Source organism: Salinibacter ruber DSM 13855, from assembly GCF_000013045.1.
GTDB lineage: Bacteria > Bacteroidota > Rhodothermia > Rhodothermales > Salinibacteraceae > Salinibacter > Salinibacter ruber.
Map to the genome: position 1 here is coordinate 2,714,405 of NC_007677.1, position 22,001 is coordinate 2,736,405.

The window sequence follows — 22,001 nt, forward strand, 5'->3', positions numbered from 1 at the left end:
GGCGCCTCCGGAAGTCCCCACTTTGGGGGACGTATCAGGCGATGACATCCTTACTCACGTTCCCTCGCTGCGTCATGTCGTCCCCCGCACAGCCCCCGTTTCCGGTTGGCCGTCGCCTGTACCGCGTCGTGCGAGGCGTCGTGGTGGTGACGCTGACCGGCATCCTTGCCGCCGGCTTCCTGGGCGAGATTCCGCAGTTGGACATCCTCGAACAGTCGGCGCGCAACCTGTATTTCCACGTGCCGATGTGGTTTACGCTCATGGCGGCGACGATCGTCTCGGCGTATCACTCGGCCCAGTACCTTCGGAGCGGCGACCGCATTCGCGACCTCCGCGCCCGGGAGGCGGCCCGGCTGGGCCTCATTTTCGGTGGGCTCGGCATCATAACGGGCATGGTGTGGGCCCGCTTCACCTGGTACGAAGGCACCGGGGTCTGGTGGAATTTTGACCCGAAGCAGTCGATGGCGGCGGTCCTCCTGCTCATCTACGCCGGGTACTTCGTCCTGCGCGACGCCATCGACGCCCCGCGGACGCGAGGGCGCATCGCGGCGGTCTACAACCTGTTCGCAGTCGTGACGATGCCCTTCCTGCTCTACATCCTGCCCCGTCAGATGCCGAGCCTCCACCCCGGCGGGGAGGGCAGCCCGGCCTTCAGCCAGACGGACCTCGCCCCGGCCATGCGCTGGGTCTTCTACCCCTCCGTCCTGGCCTTTTTGGGGCTCTGCTGGCTCCTGTACACGCAGCGGGTGCGCCTGGCCTGGCTCCAGGAGGTCCTGCGGCAAAAGGCCCTCGGGGCGGCCCACGACGATGAGGGCGCCGGCCGCTGACGCCCGCGGCCCCAGTCCGGTTCTGTTCTTCGATCCACCCCGCCGTCTCCGCTGCGTCATGACGATTCATCCCCTCCGGCCCTCCGATCCGCCCGCCCTCCGGCCGGAGCAGGAGCGCCCGGACACGACCGCGGTCTACGATAGCACATGGACGGAACAGCCCGACGCCGCCGCCCCGGACGGGCTGGACCGCATCATGGGCCAGGACGGCAAGATTTACGTCGTGCTCGCCGTCGTGCTGCTGATCTGGATCGGGGTGGTGGCGCTCCTCTTCCGGACCGACCGTCGGATTGAGCGCCTGGAACGGCGCATCGACCGGTCCATTTCAGAAGACGAGTAGTTTTGCACCCTCATTCCCTGTGTCCCCATGAAGTGGAAGACCATCCTCGGCCTGGCCGGCATGATTGGCTTCGGCACCCTCCTGTTCGTCAACTTTGGCAGCCAGGTGGGCGGGTACATGAACTTTGAGCAGGCCGCCCGCACCGGGGCCACGGCCCACGTGGTCGGCACGTGGGCGGAGGACCGTCCCACGAGCTACGACCGCATGCAGAACGTCTTCACCTTTTACATGCGCGACGAGGACGGGACGGTCCGAAAGGTGCGGTACAACAACCCGAAGCCGGCCAACTTTGAGGAGGCCGAGCAGGTGGTCGTGGAGGGGCGAAACCAGGACGGCACGTTCGTGGCCGAAAACATCCTCGTGAAATGCCCTTCGAAGTACAACGACGCGCAGGGCCTGAAGCAGAAGGCAAGCCGGTCGTCCCAAGAGACGCCCCCTACGTCTTCTACGCCGCAGTAGCCCTTCCCCTGTGCCCCCGTTCAGACTCGGCGCTGTCCTGCTCGCCCTGACGCTTCCGATCGTGGCCGAGGCCCAGTCGCTGCCCGACAATCCCCTTTCCGACTGCCCCGACACGCCCAATTGCGAGCGTGTGGCGCGCGGATACGAGGCTTCGCCGGACACGCTGTACGCGGCCGCCGAGCGGGCCCTCGAATCACTGGGCCCCGTCACGCTCCGTCGGCCCGATTCGTCTGCCGCCCGTCGGCTGGAGGCGGTGTACCGGGTGGCCCTAATTTTTAAGGACGACGTGGCCGTGGCCGTCCGGGCCCGGGACGGCGGCGGCAGCGCCCTGTACGTCCGCAGCGCAAGCCGGGTGGGGCACAGCGACCTCGGCGTCAACCGGCGCCGCGTCGACCGATTCCTGGAGGCGGTCGGGGCCGCCCTCCGCGACGCGTCGTCCACGTCGTAGCGTACGACCGCCATGGCGCGTACAACCGCCACGGCCGGGGCGGCCTACAGGTAGAGCGCCGTGGCGATGAGGAAGTAGATGGCCAGCCCCATGATGTCGTTGAGGGTCGTGACGAACGGCCCCATCGCGCTGGCCGGGTCCACCCCCAGCCACGTCAGCAGAAAGGGAATCAGCGCGCCGTTGGTGGTCGCCACCAGGCTCACGGACAGCATCGTCAGGCTGAGGGTCGCCACGAGCATCGTCACGTCCCCCATGCCGAGCAGGGCCACCGTTCCGCAGAGCAGCCCCGCCACGACGATGCCGTTGAGCAGGGCCACGAGCATCTCCTTCCCGATGCGCTTGAAGGCGTCGGACAGCCAGAGCTCCCCCGCCCCGAGGCCCTGCACGGCGATGGCCGCGCTCTGGACCGCGGCGTTCCCCCCCATGGCCGTCACGACGGGAATGAACGTGGCGAGGACCACGGCCTGTTGAAGCGTGGCTTCGAAGGCCCCGATGACGGTGCCGGACAGCCCCGACCCCACGAGCCCCACGATCAGCCACGGCAGGCGCCCCCGGCTCACCTGGACCGCCGAGTCGACGGTCTCCTCCTCCCCGGTGAGGCCGCTCATGAGCTGCATGTCCTCCTCCGCCTCGTCGCGGATGACGTCCACCACGTCGTCAATGGTGATGCGGCCCATCATCCGGCCCGTGTCGTTGACCACCGGCACGGACACGAGGTCGTACCGCTGCACGACGCGGCCCACCTCCTCCTGGTCCACCCGGGGCGCAACCGAGATAAAGTCGGCGTCCATGACGTCGCGGACCTTCACCGCCCCCGCAGAGAGCAGCAGTTGCTTGAGCGAGAGGGTGCCGAGGAGCGTCCCCGCCTCGTCCACGACGTAGGCCGTATACACATCGTCCACGTCGGCGGCGCTGCGCCGGACCGCCTCGGTGGCCTCCTGCAGGGTCTGGTCCGGAGCAAGGGCCACGTACTCGCGGGCCATGATGCCGCCGGCCGTCTCCTCGCCGTACTCCAGCAGCTCGGTCAGGTCCGCCGCGTCCTCCAGGTCGGGCAGCACCTCCAGGGCCACCCGGTCCGGCAGGTCGGCGAGCACGTCCGCCGCGTCGTCGGTGTCGAGCGCGTCGATCAGGTCGATGAGGGTGTCCGGCCGCAGGTCGTCCAGCAGCGCCGCCCGCACTGCATCCTCCATCTCCGCGAGCACGTCGGCGCCCATCTCCGGCGGGAGCCACCGAAAGAGGCGGCCGGCCTCCGCGTCCGGCAGGCGGCGAAGCAGCAGGGCCACGTCGGCCGGATAGAGGTCGGCGACCAGGTTGAGCACCATCCCGCGCTGCTGCTCCGTCAGCAGGGTGGCGATGTCGTCCACGACCGACTCGTCGACCTCCAGCAGGCCGCTGTACGGCGGCCCGTCGGAGGCGGCCGGCGATCGCGAGGACGACGAGGGAGACGGGTCGGAGGCGGGCATGGCGCGACGGCGACTGGGCAGGATTCAAATCCGGTCCGTTCCGCAAACGGGTCGACCCCAGAGGTGTGCGTTAGGCGTCGGGGACCGGGTCGGCGTGGGCGTCCAGGTGACGAGCGAGCGTCGCGAACTCGTCGGGCGTGAGCGCCTCGGCCCGCTTCCGGCCCCAGTCGTTCGGGAAGCCGACGTCCTGCTCCTTCGTCCAGGCGCTCAGGCTGTTGCGGAGCATCTTGCGGCGCTGGTTGAAGGCCGCCCGCACGTAGCGGCGCGCGTCGTCGAAGTGAAGATCCTCGGGCTCCGTGTCGGGGCCGAATCGAATACGGACCACCGCGCTCGTGACGTCGGGCTGGGGGGAGAAGACCTGCGGCGGCACCGTAAAGCAGAGGGTCGGCTCGGCGAAGAGCTGCAGCAGGACACTGAGAATGCCGTACGCCTTGGTGCTCGGCTCCGCGACGATCCGCTCGGCCACCTCTTTCTGCATCGTGAGCACCGCCTCGGCGAGGCAGTCTCGCTGCCCCAGCAGGGCGAAGAGGATCGGGCTCGTGAGGTAGTACGGCGTGTTGCTGATGACGCGGAGCGGCCCGCCCTTCTCGTCGGCGAGGGCGGCCCAGTCCGTCTCCCGCACGTCCGTCTCCCGCACGTCCGCCTCGGGGACGCGCTCGCGGAGGACCTCCACGGCCCGCTCGTCAATCTCCAGGGCCGTGAGCCGGTCGTGCCGCTCGGCCAGCCGTTCGGTAAGCACGCCGGTGCCGGCCCCCACCTCCACGACGTGGGCCTCCGGCGGGGCCGTCAGCGTCCCCACGATCTTTTCGGCCATGTTGGGGTCGTGCAGAAAATTTTGGCCGAGGCTCTGCTTCGGGCGAAACGGAATGCTCATCTTCATTGGAACGTTGGACGTTGGAACGCTGAACGCTCTCGGGGAGGAGCGACTACCGCAATCACGGCCCACGTGCGAACGTTCCAACGTTCAACGCGAAACCGTTCAACCCATGTGCTTTCGCCGGTTTCGGACGTAGTCTTCGAACAGGAAGGAGCCGAGGTCGTCGAGTTCCGAGTAGTAGGCGCGGCCCTGGTTGGCCTCCGTCAGCTCGCGGACGAAGTCGCGCAGGCCCGGATCGCGGGCGATCATGAAGGTCGTGATCGTGATGTCCTCGCGCCGACAGACCGTGGCCTCGTCGAGCACCTTGTTGACGACCTTGCGGTCCAGCCCGTAGGCGTTGCGGTACATCTCCCCGTCCTCGATGTGGCAGCTGGGCTTGCCGTCGGTGATCATGAAGATCTGCTTGTTGCGGTTGTTGCGGCGGTGCAGAATGTCGCGCGCCCGCCGCAGCCCGGCCCGCGTGTTCGTGTAATACGGGCCCACGTCGAGGTACGGCAGCTCCTCCACGTCCACCTCCCAGGCGTCGTTGCCGAAGGCCACGATGTCGAGGGAGTCCTTCGGGTACTGGGTCATGATCAGCTCCGAGAGGGCCAGCGCCACCCGCCGGGCCGGCGTGATTCGATCCTCCCCGTAGAGCACCATCGAGTGGGAGAGGTCGATCATGAGCACCGTCGCCATGGAGGCGTGGTGGTCCGTCTTGTGGACCTGAAAGTCGTCCTCCGCGAGGTTCCAGTCGTCCCCCACGCCGGAGCGCTTGAACGAGTTGGAGAGGGTGCCGGTCACGTCGAGATTCGACAGGTCGTCCCCGAACTGCCAGTCCTTTGTCTCGGGCAGCCGCTCGTCGCCCTGTCCGGTATAGGAGGTGCGGTGGCCGCCCATGCCGCCCTTCTTGAGGTCGTTGAAGATTTCCTCCAGGGCCGACTGCCGGAGCGAGCGCTCGGTGCGGGCCGTAATCTCGACCGTCTCGCCGTCCTCGCCGTCTTCGAGGTAGCCGCGCTTCTTTAGCTCCTCGATGAAGTCGTCGAGGTCCTTGTCCGAGCCCTCAGTCAGGCCGTACTTGTCGTCGAGCTGTTCCATCCAGTCGAGGGCCTCCTCCGCGTCCCCCGCCGTGTGTTCGAGCAGTTCCTGGAAGAGGTCGAGGAGCTCCTCAAAGAGCGGCTGCTGACTGCCGTGGCGGACGGGGTCCCAGTCGGTATACCGAAAACGCATGGCGGAGTGGGGGGTCTGAGAAAAATACTACACGAGAGATACGCCGGGATCCTGCTGTTTGTTTGTTCTTCACGGACGCGCCCCACGCATCCTTACACGGATGGGACATTCGCCTCCCGCCTGTGGGCCTGCGCTCAGCCCGAGTAGGCCTCCTCGAGGTACCGCTCCGCGCGCTCGTGGGCCCCGGACGCGTCTTCCATGTTGAGCACCGTCCGGTAGCGGTTGACGGCCATCTCGCGGCGGCCGAGGGCGTCGTACACCATGCCCTGGTACAGATAGCCGAGCACCCGGTAGCGCGTGTCCTCGATGGTCTCCCGGGCGGTCAGTTGCTCCAGCTCCGCCAGGTGCTGCAGGGCCTCCCGGTAGGCGTCCCGGTAGAGCCGGTCGCGGGCCAGGTACAGCTGTGCGATTTCCTCCATGTGGGTGTTGTAGCCCGCCTGCCCGGCCTCTGCGCGCTCTACGACCGCCTCGAAGATGCGGCGCGCCTCTCCCCAGCGTCCCCACCGGGCGTAGACCCGCCCCTCGAAGGTGTGGAAGAAGGGGTTGTTCGGATGCCGCTCGCGGAGCCGCTCGGTCCACTTCCGGGTCTCTCGGAAATCATCCTCGTACAGGTAGTGGACCTTCGCGAGGAAGTAGATCGCCTCCGTCTGCACGTAGTGCCCATTCGTGGCCGTCTCGCGAAGCAGCGTGAGCCCCCGCTCCTTGTTGCCGTCGGGCAGCATCCACATGAGGGCCTTCGACAGCGAATATTCCTCCGGCAGGATGGCCGCGTAGTAGTCGTACATGCCCGAGCCGAAGACGTAGTCGCCCCGCTCCGGCGCCACCTCCTCGACCGTCTGGACGTAGCTAATGGCCTTCTGGGCGTTCCGGAGGGTCTTCCACCAGTGATACCGGTTGGAGTGGAGACGGGACAGAAAGCCGTGGGCCGCCGCCTTGAAGAGGGCCGCGTCGAAATGGTCCGGGTCCTCCGCCAGCAGCGCGTCGCACCGGTCGATCACGGTGTTCATCTGTTCGGCGAACGCCTCGTCGTGGGAGGTGTCCGTCAGGTCGAGCATGATGGTCCACCACAGGTTGAGCCCCTGCAGGAACGGCCCGATGGGATGATCGGGGTAGCGCGCATCGATTTTTTCGAAGCGGGCCTTCGCCGCCTCGAACTGCATGCCGTAGAGCCGATCGAGCCCCTCGGTGCCCGTCGTCCGGACAAACTCGTCGGTGAGCACGGAGGAGGTCTGCGCCACGGCGGTGGTCTCGGCGGCCGCCGGGGCCGAATGGGGCTGGCCGCGGGCGCGGTCTGCCCCCGTTAGGAGCAGGGCCGCGAGCACGGCGACGGCCATCCGGACCGGCAATACGCTACCAAACGGCATACGGGTCATGTTGGCGAAGGGCAAGTAAGTGGGGCTCGCCACTCGGTCGGATGGGCCCCCAAGTCAGCGCGTGCCCTTGACTCTCGTTGATGTTCGGGGCGACGAGGCAGGGGGCTTCCCATCGTCGCGACCAATGTTGATGGAGGTTCTAGGGCGCCTCGTCCGCCTTGACGCCCTGCAGGTTCTTCTCGGCGAGCAGGTTCACGTCGTAGGTCTGGACCCGTCCGTTCCGGTCGCGGTGGCGGCGGCGGGCGATGGTCACCAGCCGGTCCACCAGCGCGTCGAACGACACGCCGGACGGCTCCCACAGGTAGAACGAGAACGAGCCCGGGATGGTGTTTATTTCGTTGAAATAGACCCGCCCGGTCGACTCGTCGATCATGAAGTCGATGCGGACGACCCCGGCGCACTCGAACTGGTGGAAGATGCGGACGGCCAGGTCCTGAATCGTTTCGGTGCGCTCGTCGGAGAGGTTCGCCGGCACGATGCGGTCCTGGGCGGCCATGCCTTCCGGGCTCGACTCGGCACTTTTGGTGCCGCCCTCCGCCTTCGCCGCCTCTCCGTCCTCCCGCATGTACTTGTCCTGAAAGGTGAGCACCGCGTCGTCGTCCGACGGCACCGGCTCCTCCAGCACGCTGGGCGTGGCCTCGTGGCCGTCGCCCAGCACCGAGCAGTTGATCTCGCGCAGCGCCTCCACCGCCTTCTCCACGACCACCTTGTCGTCGTACCGAAGCGCGTCCTCGATGGCCGCGTCGAGTTCCGCCCGGGTGTTCACCTGCGCGATGCCGATGGACGACCCGCAGCGGGCCGGCTTCACGACGAGCGGGTAGTCGAGGGTGGCCTCGCACTCGTCCAGGGCCGCCGCCTCCCGGCCGGCCCATTCCCCCTCGCGGAGGGCCACGAAGTCGACCACGGGAATCCCGGCCTGCCGGCACACCCGCTTCGACATGACCTTGTCCATGCCGAGGGCGGAGCCGAACACGCCGGCGCTGGTGTAGGGCACGTTGAACGTCTCGCAGAGGCCCTGCACGCCCCCGTTCTCGCCGGGGCCGCCGTGCAATCCCAGCAGCATGACGTCGATCCGGCGCCGCAGTGCGGGGCGCTGGAGGCGCTTCAGGATGCCCGGCGCGCGGTCTTCGAGCAGCTCGAGGTGCCCGTACGGCGTCGGCGCGAGGGCCACGGGCAGCGCGTCCTCGCGGAGGGCGTCCAGGTCGCGGTACGCCTCCACCTCCAGCAGGGCGTCCCCCGTGTACCACGTGCCGTCCTTCGCGACGTAGATGGGCACGGGCGTGTACCGGTCGCGGTCGAGCGCCGCGGCGGCCTGCAGCGCCGTGATGACCGACACCTCGTGCTCGGGGGCCACCCCGCCGAGGACGATGCCAACCTGTAGGGGCTCGGAGGACACAGTGGGGCCGGGGACGGACGAGAAACAGAACGATGCGGAGGGAGGCATCCGGTACGGAGACGAGCGCCCGGACGATCCCCCGGAGGCGGCGTCCCGCTCCTGCTCGGCGCGAGCGGGCCGCTACGCCGCCCCGCACTCCACGAACTGCCCGTCGCTGTAGACCGCCCGGGGCCGCCCCACCATCTCGGCGTCCGTGAACGGGGTGTTTTCGCTCTTCGACCGGATGTCGTCTTTTGTGAAGGTCCACTCGGTCGACGCGTCGAAGACCGTCAGCCGCGCCGGCGTGCCCTCTGTGAGACCCGGTTCGTCGAGGTGCAGGATGCGGCGCGGGGCGACGGTCAGCGTCCGCACCGCCTCTTCCACAGAGAGCACGCCCGGCTCGATCAGCTCGCGCCCGATGAGCCCCCAGGCGGTTTCGAGGCCGAGGATGCCGAAGGGGGCATGGGCGAACTCGACCTGCTTTTCGTAGGACGCGTGGGGGGCGTGGTCGGTACAGATCGCGTCGATGGTGCCGTCGGCCAGGCCCTCCTTCAGGGCCGCCACGTCGGCCGGCGAGCGGAGGGGCGGGTGCATTTTTGTATTCGTGTCGAACTGGGACGCCTCCACCGCCGCGTCCGTGAGCGTCAGGTGGTGGGTGCACACCTCCGCCGTGACGGGCACGCCGTGGGCCTTGGCCCGCCGCACGAGCTCCACGCCCCGGGCGGTGGAGATGTGCGCCACGTGGAGGGCGCCCCCGGTGCGGGCCGCCAGTTCAATGTCGCGGGCAATCATCACGTCCTCGGACGCCGCCGGAATGCCGTCGAGCCCGAGCCGCGCCGACACCTCGCCCTCGTGCATCTGTCCGCTCGGATTGAGCGTCTCCTCCTCCATGTGGTTGATGATGGGGCGGTCGAGCATGCTGCTGTACTCCAGGGCCCGCCGCATCAGCCCTGCCGTCGGCACCGGCGCCCCGTCGTCGCTGAAGGCGACGGCCCCGCCGGCCTCCAGGTCGGCCATCTCGGCAATCTCGTCACCGGCCCGCTCTTTGGAGACGCACGCGATGGGGTGGACGCCCACCGGCGTGTCCTCGGCCCGCTCCCGCACAAACTCGACCACGTCGCGCGTGTGGAGGGGCGGATCGGTATTGGGCATGCAGGCCACGTCCGTGAACCCGCCCGCGAGGGCCGCGCGGCTGCCGGTCGCGACGGTTTCTTTGTGCTCGTAGCCGGGCTCCCGCAGGTGGACGTGCATGTCCATCCACCCCGGCGAGATGAACAGGCCCGACGCGTCGTACGCCGGCACGTCGTCCCCCACGTCCAGGTCGGTTCCGATCGTGGCAATCGTGCCGTCCCGGATGAGCAGGTCGGCGTCCTGGGTCGTTTTCGGCTCGGGCCGGAGCAGCGTGCCGCCGCGGAGGAGCAGATGAGGCGTCATGCGGAAACGGGGCGTCGTGAGGAAGTGCGATTTGCCCCAAGGTACGATCTCAGTCCCCGTCCGTCAACGGCCCCGCCCGCCTTGTCAAAAGCCGGTGGAAGTGGGTTCTGACGGGCATTTTGGTGGCACTTCTGCCCCTGATTGCGTATGTTTTACAAGTTGAAGCTCTGTTGTCTGGGCCGTCGGCCCAGGCCGCTTTTTCGTTACCGCCTTCGTACCAGCCGTCCACCCACACCATGGAAGCCGACGACAGCCGCGTGATCCCGATTAACATCGAGGAGGAGATGAAGTCCTCCTACATCGACTACTCGATGTCGGTGATCGTGAGCCGCGCGCTTCCGGACGTGCGCGACGGCCTCAAGCCGGTGCACCGCCGCGTCCTGTACGGCATGCACGAGCTCGGCCTCACCCAGGGCGCCAACTACAAGAAGAGCGCCCGCATCGTGGGGGAGGTGCTCGGAAAGTACCACCCGCACGGCGACTCGTCGGTCTACGACACGCTCGTGCGCATGGCCCAGCACTTCTCGATGCGGTACCCGCTGGCCGACGGGCAGGGCAACTTCGGCTCCGTCGACGGCGACTCGGCGGCGGCGATGCGGTACACGGAGGCCCGCATGACGCGGATCGCCGAGCAGATGCTGACCGACATCGGCAAGGAGACGGTCGACACGCAGGAAAACTTCGACGGGACGATGGAGGAGCCGACGGTGCTCCCCGCCGCGTTCCCCAACATGCTCGTGAACGGGGCCGACGGCATCGCCGTGGGGATGGCCACGAAAATCCCGCCCCACAACCTGGGTGAGACGATCGACGCGACGGTCGCCTACATCGACGATCCGGACATCGAGATCGACAACCTGATGGACCACCTCCCGGCGCCGGATTTTCCGACCGGCGGCATCATCTACGGCTACGCGGGGGTCTACGAGGCCTACCACACGGGCCGGGGCCGGGTCGTCATGCGCGCCAAGATGCACGAGGAGGAGGTGCGCAGCGGGCGCGACGCGCTCGTGGTGACCGAGCTGCCGTACCAGGTGAACAAGAGCCGCGAGGTGGAGCGGATCGCCGACCGCGTGCGCCAGGAGCGCATCGAGGGCATCGCCGACCTGCGCGACGAGAGCGACCGAGACGGCCTCCGCATCGTGATTGAGCTAAAGCAGGGGGCCAACGCCGAGATCGTCAAAAATCAGGTCTACAAGCACTCGCGCCTGCAGGACACGTTCGGCGTCAACATGGTGGCGCTGGTGGGCGGGCGCCCCCAGGTGGTCACCCTAAAGGACGCGATCCGGCACTACGTGGACCACCGGCACGAGATCGTCGTCCGCCGCACGGAGTACGACCTGGCGCAGGCCCAGGACCGCGCCCACATCCTGGAGGGGCTCACCCTGGCGCTCGATCACCTCGACGCCGTCATCGCCATCATCCGCCACTCCCCCGACACCGGGACGGCCCGCCAGAACCTCCGCGCGGGCCGCTATCCGGACGCCCTGTCGGACGACGACCTCCGTACGATCAACGTGCCTCTCACCCCGCCGGGGGAGGCCGACGAGGAGCAGGACACCGTCCAGGCCCTCCTGGGCGACGAGTACGAGGAGCTCGTGCAGCAGCCGGACGAGGGCGACTGGCTGACCGAGGCCCAGGCCAACGCCATCCTGCGCCTGCGCCTGAGCCGCCTGACGGGGCTGGAGCGCGAGAAGATTATCGGCGAGTACGAGGACATCATCGAGCAAATTCGAGAGTACCAGCGCATCCTGAACAGCCGCGACCGCCGGATGGCGCTCATCAAGGAGGAGCTGCTAACGGTCAAGGAGCGGTTCGACGATGAGCGCCGCACCGAGATCGACTACACCGGCGGCGACGACATCATCATCGAGGACCTGATCGAGCGCCAACACGTCGTCGTCACGATCACAAACCAGGGCCTCACGAAGCGCACCCCCATCGATACGTACCGCACACAGGGCCGGGGCGGCGTCGGCATGCGGGGCACGGGCAAGCGGGAGGACGACTTCATCGAGCACCTCTACGTGTGCCACTCCCACGACGTGCTGCTCCTCTTTACCGACAAGGGCCAGTGCTTCTGGCTCCGCCCCTTCGAAATTCCGGAGGGCGGCCGGACGGCGAAGGGCCGGTCGATCCGGCAGCTCATCGACATCGACCCGGATGACCGCGTGCGGGCCGTCATCAGCGTAAGCAAGGAGAACTTTGAGGACGAGGCCTTCCTCAACAGCCACTACGTCCTCGCGGCCACGCGGCAGGGCCAGGTCAAAAAGACCGCGCTCGAAGCGTACAGCCGCCCGCGTTCCAACGGCATCATCGGCATCAAGATCGACGAGGGCGACCAGCTCATCGAGGCGTCCCTCACCGGCGGCGACAACACGGTCGTGGTGGCCTCCTCCGGCGGCCGGGCCGTCCACTTCGACGAGGGCGACGCGCGCCCGATGGGCCGCAACACGCGGGGCGTGCGGGGCATGGAGCTGCCCGGCGACCAGGAGCTGGTGGGCATGATCTCGGTGCCCCCGGCGATGCACGATGACCTCGACGTGCTCGCAATCGCGGAGCACGGCTACGGCAAGCGCACGGCCCTCTCCGACTACCGGGTGCAGGGCCGGGGCGGCAAGGGCCTCATCACCCTCAACCGCACCGACCGCACAGGCGCCCTCGTCTCCATCAAGGGCGTGCTCGGCGACGAGGACCTGATGGTCATCACCGAGGGCGGCATCATGATCCGCACCCGGGTCGGGGAGATCAGCACGATGGGCCGCAACACGCAGGGCGTGCAGGTCATCGACCTAAAGGACGGGGACGCGATTGCCGACGTCACCCGCGTGGCCGACACCGACGAGCCGGAGGCCGACGACGGGACGGCCGACGACGAGGCCCCCGACGCCGACGCCGCGGCCGCCGCGAACGGGGAGATGGACGACGACGCGGCCAGCGACGCCGTCGAAGACACAAGTGGCACATGATCTGGCTCCCCACCGGAAGTCTGATGCGCGCCCCTACTTCCTACGTCTATTACCTCACGACAACCATCTTGCGGGTCTTCGTGAACTCGTTCCCGCTCACGCGAAGGAAGTACGTGCCACTGCTCCAGCGGCTTGCGTCCACGGTCAAAGTAGCAGGCGTGAGGGCCTCTAGGTCTCGACGATCTTGGTACAAACGTCTTCCGAGAGCGTCGTAGACTTCTATCGTCACAGACTGACCAGTCTGTGCCGTCACGTCGAGCGTTGCGGTGCTCCGAACGGGATTCGGATACGGACCCAGAGCAAAGGCCGACTCCTCCAACTCAATCTGCTTGGACTCAGCTTGGCTCGTGAGGCTGTTGCCCTGTTCGTCGATCGACACCACGCGGTAGTTGTATTTGCCAGGGACTTGCCGCTCGGCCCGAAAGCTGGTCCGATCTGTTGTCCCCACAGATTCAAAGGGTCCTTGCCGACCCTTCTGCCGCTCTATCCGGTATGTGAAGCCTTTCGTTCCCTGCGGCGTGCTCCACGAAAGCTCAACCGGACGACGTCCCGATTCGTCTTTCATGCCTTCTGTGGCACTGAGCTCCTGCACGTTGAGCGTGTCGGTTGCGATAACCGAAGTGCCTTGCGTGCCGTCGGCACGCGTCCATCGCACCCGGAAGGAAAAAGCACCAAGACCGAGTCCCTCAAGCCGCACCGGAGGAGCATCGACCGATTTCACCGCTTCAAACTGCCCATTGAAGTAACGCCGCTGCACTTTGTAGTTCTGGATGCTGACATCGGGATCCACCTCCCAGGAAAGCGTCACCGCTCCACTCCTTGAATTCTCAGCGGTCGCCTGCAGCCCTGTCAGTACAGGATCCGGTACTGCGTCTGGTCCCTGCACAAAGCCCGCTCCGCTCCACGGGTCACGCCCCGATCCGATCTGCTGAAGCGTGTTGGTGCGGTCAGCGCGCTCTGTCACGTCCGCCGCGGTCGACTCCAGGCGGTCGTACACGCCGGCCGGGGCCAGGCCGGGACGCGCCTGCCGAATCAGTGCCCCGATGGCCGCTACGTTCGGCGCCGCCGCCGAGGTGCCAAAGAAATTCGGATGTGGATCCGGGTCGACTCCTCCAAGGGCCGTGTCCGAGATGTCGCTCCCGAAGAACGTGTTGTCGATTCCATCGGTGCCCGTCACGTCTGGCTTTTGCCGAACCTTCGGGGTGGCCCGGCGGCTCCCGTCTTGGTTGAAGAGCAGCGGAATGCCGCCCTTCGAGGAGAACGACTCCAGAATCGCTGGATCGGCGTCCGAGTCGTAAGCGGACGTGAAGAAGAAGGGGGCGGCGGCGACTGCCATGGCCCCTTCCGCCATCGGGTGACCGTACACCGTCGGGCCAAGCGTGTCGTACTCCTGAATGGCATAGCCGCTGCCACTGTACACGTACTTGACTTCCTCCGGGTCGGGCCCGCCAGCTTTCTCAATCACCAAGTCGAGCGTCTGGGCACTGCCCGTCTCGTTGGTGTAGTCAATGCTCTCGAGTGGAACACCAGTCTCGATGTTATTGCCAATCGACTCCGCAACGATGGTGCCGGTCTCGTCGACCAGCGCCACGTCAATGTCCGTATCGGCCCCGTCCGATCCATCGACGATAGATGAAGGGTCGGTCCACTGAAAGGAAAAGATGCGAAAGTTGCCACCCGCCTCAAGGGTAATCTCCTGGCGGGTGTCCGTCCCACTCGAAGGGTCGAAGTCGTGGGCATCGGACGAACTGTTGATGACGCCCGGCTCCCCGGAATCTCGGAACGGTGCCTCATAGGAGTTCTGCCCATCGTTCCCGGCGGAGGAGAAGTAGGGAATACCCTCATTCTGCACTACGTCGTCAACCGCATTTGAGACGGGACCGTCCTGGTAAAACGGCTCGAGGTTGTACCCTACGTCATCAACGATCACGGTGCAACCGGCATCGGCCAGGTCCCGGATCCCTTGGGCGAAGATTCCAATTCCTCCGAAGGCCGTATGGAAGCCCAGCTCCGCCCCAGGCGCGATGTCGTGGATCAGTTGCAGCATTGCCCGCCCCTCGTCACTTCCATCCGCCCCTCCTTCTTGCACCACGTCGACCGGAGACGTATTTCCCTCTGGGTTGCCCGGTCCCGGGAGATCTCCTGACTGGATGTCTCGGCTCGCCTGCCCGCGGGCATCGTAGCTGTCGGACAGGGCGCAGATCTTCTGCCCGCTTCCGTCGAGGTTTCTCGTTTCTCGTACCGCTACGGTAGCATGGGACGTGTCTGCCTCCGAGCCGACGCTTCCAGTGTGCGTCCGCACGTGAGCTGGGAGCATGCCCTGAAGGGCGTCCAACTGCGCCGCGTCTCCGAGCGCCCCAATCGGAAGTTTTCCCGATACCACATCTCCTGCCGATGCCCCGTTCTCCAACCCCAGTCGACGAAGCTCAGCATACAGCCGGTCCGTTTCGCCTACGGCAATGGCGTTAACGGACACGGACTCACCGTCCGGAGAAATGGGCGATTGCACTCGGCTCCGAATCTGCCCCACGTCCTCTTGCCTTTTCGCGATCGGCTGCACGGATTGTTCTCGAATCGACCGCACTCCGGCTGCTCCGGCGGCTTGCTGCTGCTCGTACAGCAAAGCCAACTCCGACCCGATCTTCACCAGGGGCCCATTCTTACCAGTCCCGTCTGGTCCAGTGATCCCCCTCCGGGCCGCCCGCATGACAGAAGTAGATATTCCTTCTGTATCGAGCATGCCCACAGCACGAGGGTTTTCGGGATCGTCCTGTCCGGCAGCCGGGACCGTCCCGAAAAGAGCGATCCCCAAGAGCACAAAGGCAGTCAAACAGACTCGGTACATTGAAGCGGTGATTCAATCTGAAAATCTAGCAGAAGCGCCCCCACCCTTTGTTCAATGGTTGGCTACTATTCCATGAGTCGGTCTGGCGCCCATGAAAGAACTGTTCGTCGGTCGGCAGCCCATATTCAGCCCCGACGATTCTCATTCATGTGAGTGACTTCACGGGCACCAGAAAGATAGACAAGGAAAGAAACAAGCGTAAATGTGTATTCGCCCCCGGCACTGCATGGAGTCCAGTTCTCTGACAGAGCAGCAACCAAGACCTACATTCCCCCAAAGTGATAGGCAAGCCCCAGCGTAAACGGAAACGTCGTGACGGCATTGGCCTTCGCGCCCGGCAGGCTGCCGGTCACGCGCGTCTCCGCCGTGAGCGAAAGGCCCCTCACGAGCCGCAGGGCCGCCCCAAAGCCCACGTTCCCCCCCGCGTCCGTCACGTCGGTCTCCGAGAGCTGAAATGCGGTGCCCCCCGCGTCGATGCGGGTGCCGTCGATGGTGGTCTGCGCCACGCCGAGGCCGACCAGGAAGTATGGGGCGATGCGCCCGACCGACGTGAGGTGCAGTTGCCCCTCCAACGACAGAGCCCGCAGGCGTCCCCCCGGGCACGAGTTCACGCAACGGTCGATCGAAGGGGAAACATCATCGCTTCCCACGCGCAGTTGCAACTGCTGGGCACGGACCCGCACCCCCAACGACAGATTGTCCGTGAGCCTCCGCATCAGGCCCACCGCGACGTACCCGCTCGGCCCCGATCCGGGATTGATTTCTGCGGGGCGGTCCCGCCCTTCAACGGACACGTCAACCTCCGTGGACGGGATCGCCCACCCGCCCCCGGCCTCCACCCGTACGGCCTGCGCCTCGGCCCGCCCGCCCCCGAGCAGCACAATCAGGAGAACCAACAGGGACACTGCGGCGGACGAACGGACGTGCATGGAGGGGATTGGGCGGTTGCAGAACAGGATGTCGAGTCCATACTGCCGACCCCAACGCAGACGCTTCCGGCTCGTTCTCCTGGAATTTGCTTTTCCTTCGACGTCTGTTCGTCCGTTCGCCTCTGCGTCTCACCCCCGCCTCAGGGGCGAACGCGGGGGGTGGCTTTTCCCCCGACGGCTTCTTTTCTTTGAGGTGTTGCCTTCGCACCGGAGGTGTTGCCAATCGCCCTTCCTTCCACCGACCGCTCTTCCAACATGGCCAACACGCCGATCGAATTTGGGACCGACGGCTGGCGGGCCGTCATCGCCGACGACTATACCTTCGCCAACCTCGAACGCGTGGCCCAGGCCACCGCGAACTGGCTGCACGACGACTACGGCGACACGCCGTCGATCGTCCTCGGCCACGACACCCGGTTCCTCGGGGCGGAGTTCGCCGAACGGGCCGCCCGGGTGCTCGCGGATGCGGGCGTGTCGGTCACCCTGGCCGACTCGATCGTGCCCACCCCGGCGGTCAGCTGGGCCACCCAGGCGGCCGGGCACGACGCCGGCGTGGTGATTACGGCCAGCCACAACCCCCCCTCGTACAACGGCTACAAGATCAAGGCACACTTCGGCGGCCCCGCGCCCCCGGACATGATCGCGTCCGTCGAGGGGGCCGTGCCGGACCACAATCTGGACGGCACCTCCCTTGCCCCGTTCGGCACCCTCGCCGCCGACGGCGCGGTTCAGACCGACGGCGTCCGGGGCGGGTACCTCGACGCCCTCCGGGACGCGCTCAACATCTCGGCGATCCAGAACGCCGACCTCACGATTGCTCACGACGCCATGTTCGGCGCGGCGCAGGGGCTCGTGGAGGCGCTCCTTGGGGACGGCGTGGTGTCCCTCCGCCACGACCTCAACCCCGGCTTTCACGGCGTGGCCCCGGAGCCGATCGCGGACCGGCTGGGCGAGCTGTCCGACACCGTTGCCCAAAGCGACGCCGCGGTTGGCCTCGCCAACGACGGCGACGGCGACCGCATCGGGATGGTCGACGAGGACGGCACCTTCGTGAGTTCCCACCGCATCCTCGCCCTGCTCGTGAAGTACCTCTACGAGGAGCGCGGCCTCACCGGCTCCATCGTGAAGACCTTTTCCACCACCCACCTGCTCGACAAGATGGGCGCCCGCTACGGGCTGGACGTGGAGACGACTCCGATCGGGTTCAAGCACATCGCCCCGAAGATGGCCGAGGGCAACGTGCTGGTGGGCGGCGAGGAGTCGGGCGGCATCGCGGCGGCCGGGCACATCCCGGAGCGCGACGGCGTCTACATCGGCCTCCTGATCGTGGAAATGATGGTAGAGCGCGGCATGACGCTCTCCGCCCTCGTGGACGAGCTACTGGAGGAGTTCGGGCCGCACTACAACTACCGCGACGACATCCACATCCGCGAGGACCAGAAGGCGGACGTGCTGGACCGGCTCGACAACCAGGGTGGCCTGGAGTCGGTGAACGGCCACGCCGTTGAGGAGGTGCGGACGCTCGACGGCTTCAAGCACGTCACGGACCACGGCTGGCTGCTCATCCGCCCGTCCGGCACCGAGCCGGTGCTGCGCGTCTACTCCGAGGCCGAATCGCCGGAAGCCGCCGAGGCACTGGTGAAGGACGCGTCGGCGCAGCTGGGGCTCAACTGATGCCCCTCTCCGGCCCTCTGAGGGATTCTCTTCCAAGGGCCCCGTTGCCCCATTGCCACACACAGTCAGCAGGGGCGGCTTCCCTACGGACTTGGGGGGCCGCCCCTTGTGGGGCATCCAGAGACCGGTTCTTTCCGTCGAGCCCTCTGTTCCCCGCGGAAAACGAGACGGGGCGTCCGCATTGCCCCCGGTGCCCCAGGCGCCCTGCGTGTCCGTTTCCGGGCGTCGGAGACCGGCGCCCGGCCGGCAGACAGCCCGCTAGGCGACGCCGGCCGGTTCCGACACCTGTTCGTCGTCGACGACCTGCCCGCCACGGAGGTGGAGGATGCGTTCCGTGCGGGCGGCCAGCTCCTGGTCGTGCGACACCAGGACGAGCGTCGTGCCGGCGGTCTCGTTCAGCTCGAAGAGAAGATCCTCGATCCGACCGGCCGTCTCGGCGTCGAGGTTGCCGGTCGGCTCGTCGGCGAAGAGCACGCGGGGGCGGTTGATGAAGGCCCGCGCCATGGCCACCCGCTGGCGCTCGCCCCCCGAGAGCTGCGTGGGGTAGTGGTCGAGCCGGTCGCCCAGCCCCACCTCGTCGAGCAAATCGGCGGCCCGGGTGCGCGGGTCGGCATCGCCCCGCAGCTCGGCCGGCACCATCACGTTCTCCAGGGCCGTCAGCGTCGGGAGCAGGCGGAAGGTCTGGAAGACGAACCCGACGTTTCGGTTGCGCACCTCGGCACGCTCGTCTTCGTCGAGGGGCGTGAGGTCGACGCCACAAAGCTCCACGCGCCCGCTCGTCGGCTGGTCGAGGCCGGCGCACAGCCCCAGCAGGGTCGTCTTGCCACTGCCCGACGGGCCGACGATGGAGCAGGTGTCGCCCTCGTTCACCGAAAAGCTCACGTCGTCAATCACCGTCAGGGTGCGCCCCCCGCTGGGAAACGTCTTCGTCAGGGACTCGACCTGGAGAACGGAGGTCTCGCTCATGGGCGCGAAGAAGAATCGTTGCGAAATGAGAGAGGGTGCAGTGTCGGACGACGATGCCCCGGAAACCCTGCTGCGTCGGTTTCGGTTCGGCGAGCCGAAGCGATTCCCCGCTCTTTCCGACGCTGCCCCGCCGCGTGTATGTCGACCATCCGTCTATACCTGTTTCTGCTCGTAGGGGTTCTGGGCCTGGTGGGCTGCGGGCAAGATCGTTCCACTTCGGCGCCCGCCGCCTCGTCGGCCGACACGACCCAGTCCCCGCCGGCGTCGGGCGCGGCGGACACGACCGACGCGGAGGCGCGCGTGCTGGTCCTCGGCAACAGCATCGCCGCCGGGTCCGGCGTGTCGTCCCGGGAGGCGTTTCCCGCCCGTCTCCAGCAGAAGGTCGACTCCCTCGGGTGGGACGTACAGGTTCAAAACGCGGGGGTGAGCGGGGAGACCACGGCCGGGGGCCTGCAGCGCATCGGGTGGGTGTTGCAGAGGCCGGTGGACGTGCTCGTGCTGGAGCTGGGGGGGAACGACGGCCTGCGGGGCATCGACCCGGGCGTCACCCGCAAGAACCTGCGCGGCATTATCGACACGACCCTGAGCACGTACCCGGAGGCCCGCGTCCTCCTGACGGGGATGCAGGTGCCCCCGAACCTCGGGCCGGAGTACGCCCGGCAGTTCCGCCAGGTCTACCCGGCGGTCGCCGAGGCGTACGACCGCGTCACGCTGATTCCGTTCCTCCTCAATGACATCGCGGGGTCCGATTCCCTAATGCAGGACGACGGCATCCATCCCACCGCGGCCGGCCACCGCCTCATCGCAAACGAGATCTGGACCGACCTCCGGCCCCTCCTGGAAGAGAGGCGCCCCCAGGACCCAGCGTGAGAGGGGCCGATGGAACGTTACACGTTGAATGTTCAACGCTTAGGCCTCCTCCATCTCCTTCACCGCGTCGGTGATTTCGGCGACCGCCTCCTTCGCGTCGCTGAAGAGCATCTTCGTGTTTTCCGCGTAGAACAGCTCGTTGGGCACGCCGGAGTAGCCGGGGCTGAGGCTGCGCTTGATCATGACGACCGTGTCCGCGTCGTCGACGTTCAGGATCGGCATGCCGTAGATCGGGCTGCCTTCGTCGTCCCGGGCCGCAGGGTTGACGACGTCGTTCGCCCCCACGACGATGGCGAGGTCCGTCGTCGAGAACTCGGGGTTGATGTCCTCCAGTTCGTAGAGCTTCTCGTAGGAGACGTCGGCCTCGGCGAGAAGCACGTTCATGTGCCCCGGCATGCGCCCCGCCACCGGGTGAATCGCGTAGCTCACCTCGATGCCCTGCGCCTCCAGCCGGTCGGCCAGCTCGCGCACCTCGTGCTGGGCCTGCGCCACGGCCAGCCCGTAGCCCGGCGCGATGACCACCCTGTCGGCGTAGCGGGCGAGGATGGCCGTGTCGTCCGGCGACGTTTCGTTTACCGTCTTGCCCTCCGGCACGTCGAGCCCCGCCGCGGGCCCGTCGCCCCCGCCGAAGCCGCCGAGCATGACGTTCGCCAGGGACCGGTTCATCGCCTCGCACATGAGGACGGTCAGGATCATGCCCGCCGCCCCAACGAGCGTCCCGCTCACGATGAGGGCCGTGTTGTCGAGCACGAATCCGGCCGCGGCGGCCGCGAGGCCGGAATACGAGTTCAGGAGCGACACGACCACCGGCATGTCGGCCCCCCCGATGGGGATGACCAGCAGGACGCCGAGCAAGAGGGCCGTCGCCCCGAGGCCGAGGGCCGCGAGGATCATCGGGCGGGCGAGCGTGGGAAAGGCCTCCGCGTACGCCACCATCACGCCGAACGCCACGCCCGCCCCCACGAGCAGAAGGCCCGTCAGCACCCGCAGGCCGGGAAAGGAGATGGGGCTGCCCGTAATCCAGCCGCTCAGCTTGCCGTTGGCGATGATGCTTCCCGAAAAGGTGACGGTCCCAATGAGGATCGAGAGCGCGATGGTCACCGCCGTGACGGCCCCGAACCCGTACACGTCCCCGCTCGCATACTGGGCCAGCTCCGCCCCCGATACGAGCGCGGAGGCGAGCCCCCCAAACCCGTTGAACACAGCCACCAGCTCCGGCATGGCCGTCATTTCGACCGTCCGCGCCAGCGCCACGCCGATCAGCCCGCCCAGCGCGAGCCCGCCCAGAATCAGGGGCCACGACAGAATGTCCTGCAGGAAAAGGGTCGCGACGACGGCGACGAGCATGCCCAGGGAGGCCAGCGCGTTGCCGGTGCGGGCGGTGACGGGCGACTGCATGCGCTTGAGCCCGAACACGAAGAGCACCGCCGAGAGCAGGTACGCGAGGTCGATGATCGCAGTTTTCATAGGCAAAACCGTACGGAGGAGAGTCTATCGGGAGAGGTGACTTTTCCCTCGTATTTCGTGTTGCGTATTTCGTCACTTGGCTTCCAGCGTACAACTACGCACTATGCAATACGCACTACGCAATACGCACTACGCAATACACACTCAGTCTGCTGAGCCGTTCGTCTGTCCGGCCCCGACCGACGCGGGGGCTGCCTCCTTCTTGCCAAACATCTTCAGCATGCGGTCGGTCACCAGGAAGCCGCCGACGACGTTGATGGTGGCCACCACGAGCGCCCCAAAGCCGATCCAGGTCGACCACGGCCCGGTCGTCATGCCCGCCGCCACGAGCGCCCCCACGACCGTGATGCCGCTGATGGCGTTGGCGCCCGACATGAGCGGGGTGTGCAGGGTTTGCGGCACCTTGGTTAGCACCTCCGTGCCGAGGAACGCTGCGAGGACGAAAATAATCAGGTTGTTGAGCATGGCGGTCTATC

Annotated in this window: 18 protein-coding genes; 7 read left to right on the top strand and 11 right to left on the bottom strand. The window is 67.0% G+C overall.

Going from position 1 to position 22,001, the window contains the following annotated elements; all coding sequences use genetic code 11:
* Window positions 1–74: 74 nt before the first annotated feature.
* From SRU_RS11540 to SRU_RS11555, 4 genes are read left to right on the top strand one after another with little or no spacing between them, the layout of a single operon-like run.
* Window positions 75–827 (top strand): cytochrome c biogenesis protein, encoded by a 753-nt coding sequence (locus tag SRU_RS11540; RefSeq protein WP_011404915.1) that lies wholly within the window; start codon window positions 75–77, stop codon window positions 825–827.
* Window positions 828–885: 58 nt separating this feature from the next.
* The gene (locus SRU_RS11545; RefSeq protein ID WP_231847134.1) at window positions 886–1,167 is read left to right on the top strand and encodes a CcmD family protein; all 282 of its coding nucleotides are present in this window, start codon (window positions 886–888) and stop codon (window positions 1,165–1,167) included.
* Between the two features lie 27 nt (window positions 1,168–1,194).
* On the top strand, window positions 1,195–1,626 hold the full coding sequence (locus SRU_RS11550; RefSeq protein WP_011404917.1) for a cytochrome c maturation protein CcmE: 432 nt from the start codon (window positions 1,195–1,197) through the stop codon (window positions 1,624–1,626).
* 10 nt (window positions 1,627–1,636) lie between these two features.
* Window positions 1,637–2,074: a DUF1499 domain-containing protein gene (locus tag SRU_RS11555; protein WP_011404918.1), complete on the top strand. Its 438-nt coding sequence runs from the start codon at window positions 1,637–1,639 to the stop codon at window positions 2,072–2,074.
* A gap of 44 nt (window positions 2,075–2,118) precedes the next feature.
* Here the strand turns inward: SRU_RS11555 and mgtE are convergent, their stop codons facing one another.
* From mgtE to SRU_RS11585, 6 genes are all read right to left on the bottom strand, one after another.
* Window positions 2,119–3,537, bottom strand: coding sequence for a magnesium transporter (gene mgtE, locus SRU_RS11560; RefSeq protein ID WP_011404919.1), 1,419 nt, complete (start codon window positions 3,535–3,537; stop codon window positions 2,119–2,121).
* Window positions 3,538–3,607: 70 nt separating this feature from the next.
* On the bottom strand, window positions 3,608–4,411 hold the full coding sequence (rsmA, locus tag SRU_RS11565; protein ID WP_043553388.1) for a 16S rRNA (adenine(1518)-N(6)/adenine(1519)-N(6))-dimethyltransferase RsmA: 804 nt from the start codon (window positions 4,409–4,411) through the stop codon (window positions 3,608–3,610).
* A gap of 105 nt (window positions 4,412–4,516) precedes the next feature.
* Window positions 4,517–5,623, bottom strand: a complete 1,107-nt coding sequence (locus tag SRU_RS11570) for a vWA domain-containing protein (protein ID WP_011404921.1) — start codon at window positions 5,621–5,623, stop codon at window positions 4,517–4,519.
* Between the two features lie 134 nt (window positions 5,624–5,757).
* Window positions 5,758–6,987 carry a tetratricopeptide repeat protein gene (locus SRU_RS11575; RefSeq protein WP_011404922.1) on the bottom strand — a complete coding sequence of 410 codons (1,230 nt, stop codon included), beginning with the start codon at window positions 6,985–6,987 and terminating at the stop codon, window positions 5,758–5,760.
* Between the two features lie 148 nt (window positions 6,988–7,135).
* A complete protein-coding gene (locus tag SRU_RS11580) occupies window positions 7,136–8,392 on the bottom strand; it encodes a D-alanine--D-alanine ligase family protein (RefSeq protein WP_231847135.1) in 1,257 nt (418 codons plus the stop codon).
* Between the two features lie 120 nt (window positions 8,393–8,512).
* On the bottom strand, window positions 8,513–9,805 hold the full coding sequence (locus tag SRU_RS11585) for a dihydroorotase (protein ID WP_011404924.1): 1,293 nt from the start codon (window positions 9,803–9,805) through the stop codon (window positions 8,513–8,515).
* A gap of 236 nt (window positions 9,806–10,041) precedes the next feature.
* Here SRU_RS11585 and gyrA point away from each other — a divergent pair, with 236 nt between their 5' ends.
* Window positions 10,042–12,774, top strand: a complete 2,733-nt coding sequence (gyrA, locus tag SRU_RS11590) for a DNA gyrase subunit A (RefSeq protein ID WP_011404925.1) — start codon at window positions 10,042–10,044, stop codon at window positions 12,772–12,774.
* Window positions 12,775–12,823: 49 nt separating this feature from the next.
* Here the strand turns inward: gyrA and SRU_RS11595 are convergent, their stop codons facing one another.
* Window positions 12,824–14,821 (bottom strand): T9SS type A sorting domain-containing protein, encoded by a 1,998-nt coding sequence (locus SRU_RS11595; RefSeq protein ID WP_237701723.1) that lies wholly within the window; start codon window positions 14,819–14,821, stop codon window positions 12,824–12,826.
* A 1,061-nt stretch (window positions 14,822–15,882) separates the two neighbouring features.
* Window positions 15,883–16,548, bottom strand: a complete 666-nt coding sequence (locus SRU_RS11600; protein WP_011404927.1) for an outer membrane beta-barrel protein — start codon at window positions 16,546–16,548, stop codon at window positions 15,883–15,885.
* Between the two features lie 255 nt (window positions 16,549–16,803).
* Between SRU_RS11600 and SRU_RS11605 the strand changes: the two genes are divergently transcribed.
* A complete protein-coding gene (locus SRU_RS11605; RefSeq protein ID WP_011404928.1) occupies window positions 16,804–18,222 on the top strand; it encodes a phosphoglucomutase/phosphomannomutase family protein in 1,419 nt (472 codons plus the stop codon).
* 258 nt (window positions 18,223–18,480) lie between these two features.
* Here SRU_RS11605 and SRU_RS11610 read toward each other — a convergent pair whose 3' ends face one another.
* Complete coding sequence (locus tag SRU_RS11610) at window positions 18,481–19,188, bottom strand: ABC transporter ATP-binding protein (RefSeq protein ID WP_013062482.1); 708 nt, start codon at window positions 19,186–19,188, stop codon at window positions 18,481–18,483.
* A 138-nt stretch (window positions 19,189–19,326) separates the two neighbouring features.
* Here SRU_RS11610 and SRU_RS11615 point away from each other — a divergent pair, with 138 nt between their 5' ends.
* Window positions 19,327–20,058 (top strand): arylesterase, encoded by a 732-nt coding sequence (locus SRU_RS11615; RefSeq protein WP_043552520.1) that lies wholly within the window; start codon window positions 19,327–19,329, stop codon window positions 20,056–20,058.
* A gap of 39 nt (window positions 20,059–20,097) precedes the next feature.
* Here the strand turns inward: SRU_RS11615 and SRU_RS11620 are convergent, their stop codons facing one another.
* The gene (locus SRU_RS11620; protein WP_011404930.1) at window positions 20,098–21,525 is read right to left on the bottom strand and encodes an NAD(P)(+) transhydrogenase (Re/Si-specific) subunit beta; all 1,428 of its coding nucleotides are present in this window, start codon (window positions 21,523–21,525) and stop codon (window positions 20,098–20,100) included.
* Between the two features lie 144 nt (window positions 21,526–21,669).
* Complete coding sequence (locus tag SRU_RS11625; protein WP_011404931.1) at window positions 21,670–21,990, bottom strand: NAD(P) transhydrogenase subunit alpha; 321 nt, start codon at window positions 21,988–21,990, stop codon at window positions 21,670–21,672.
* Between the last annotated feature and the right edge of the window lie 11 nt (window positions 21,991–22,001).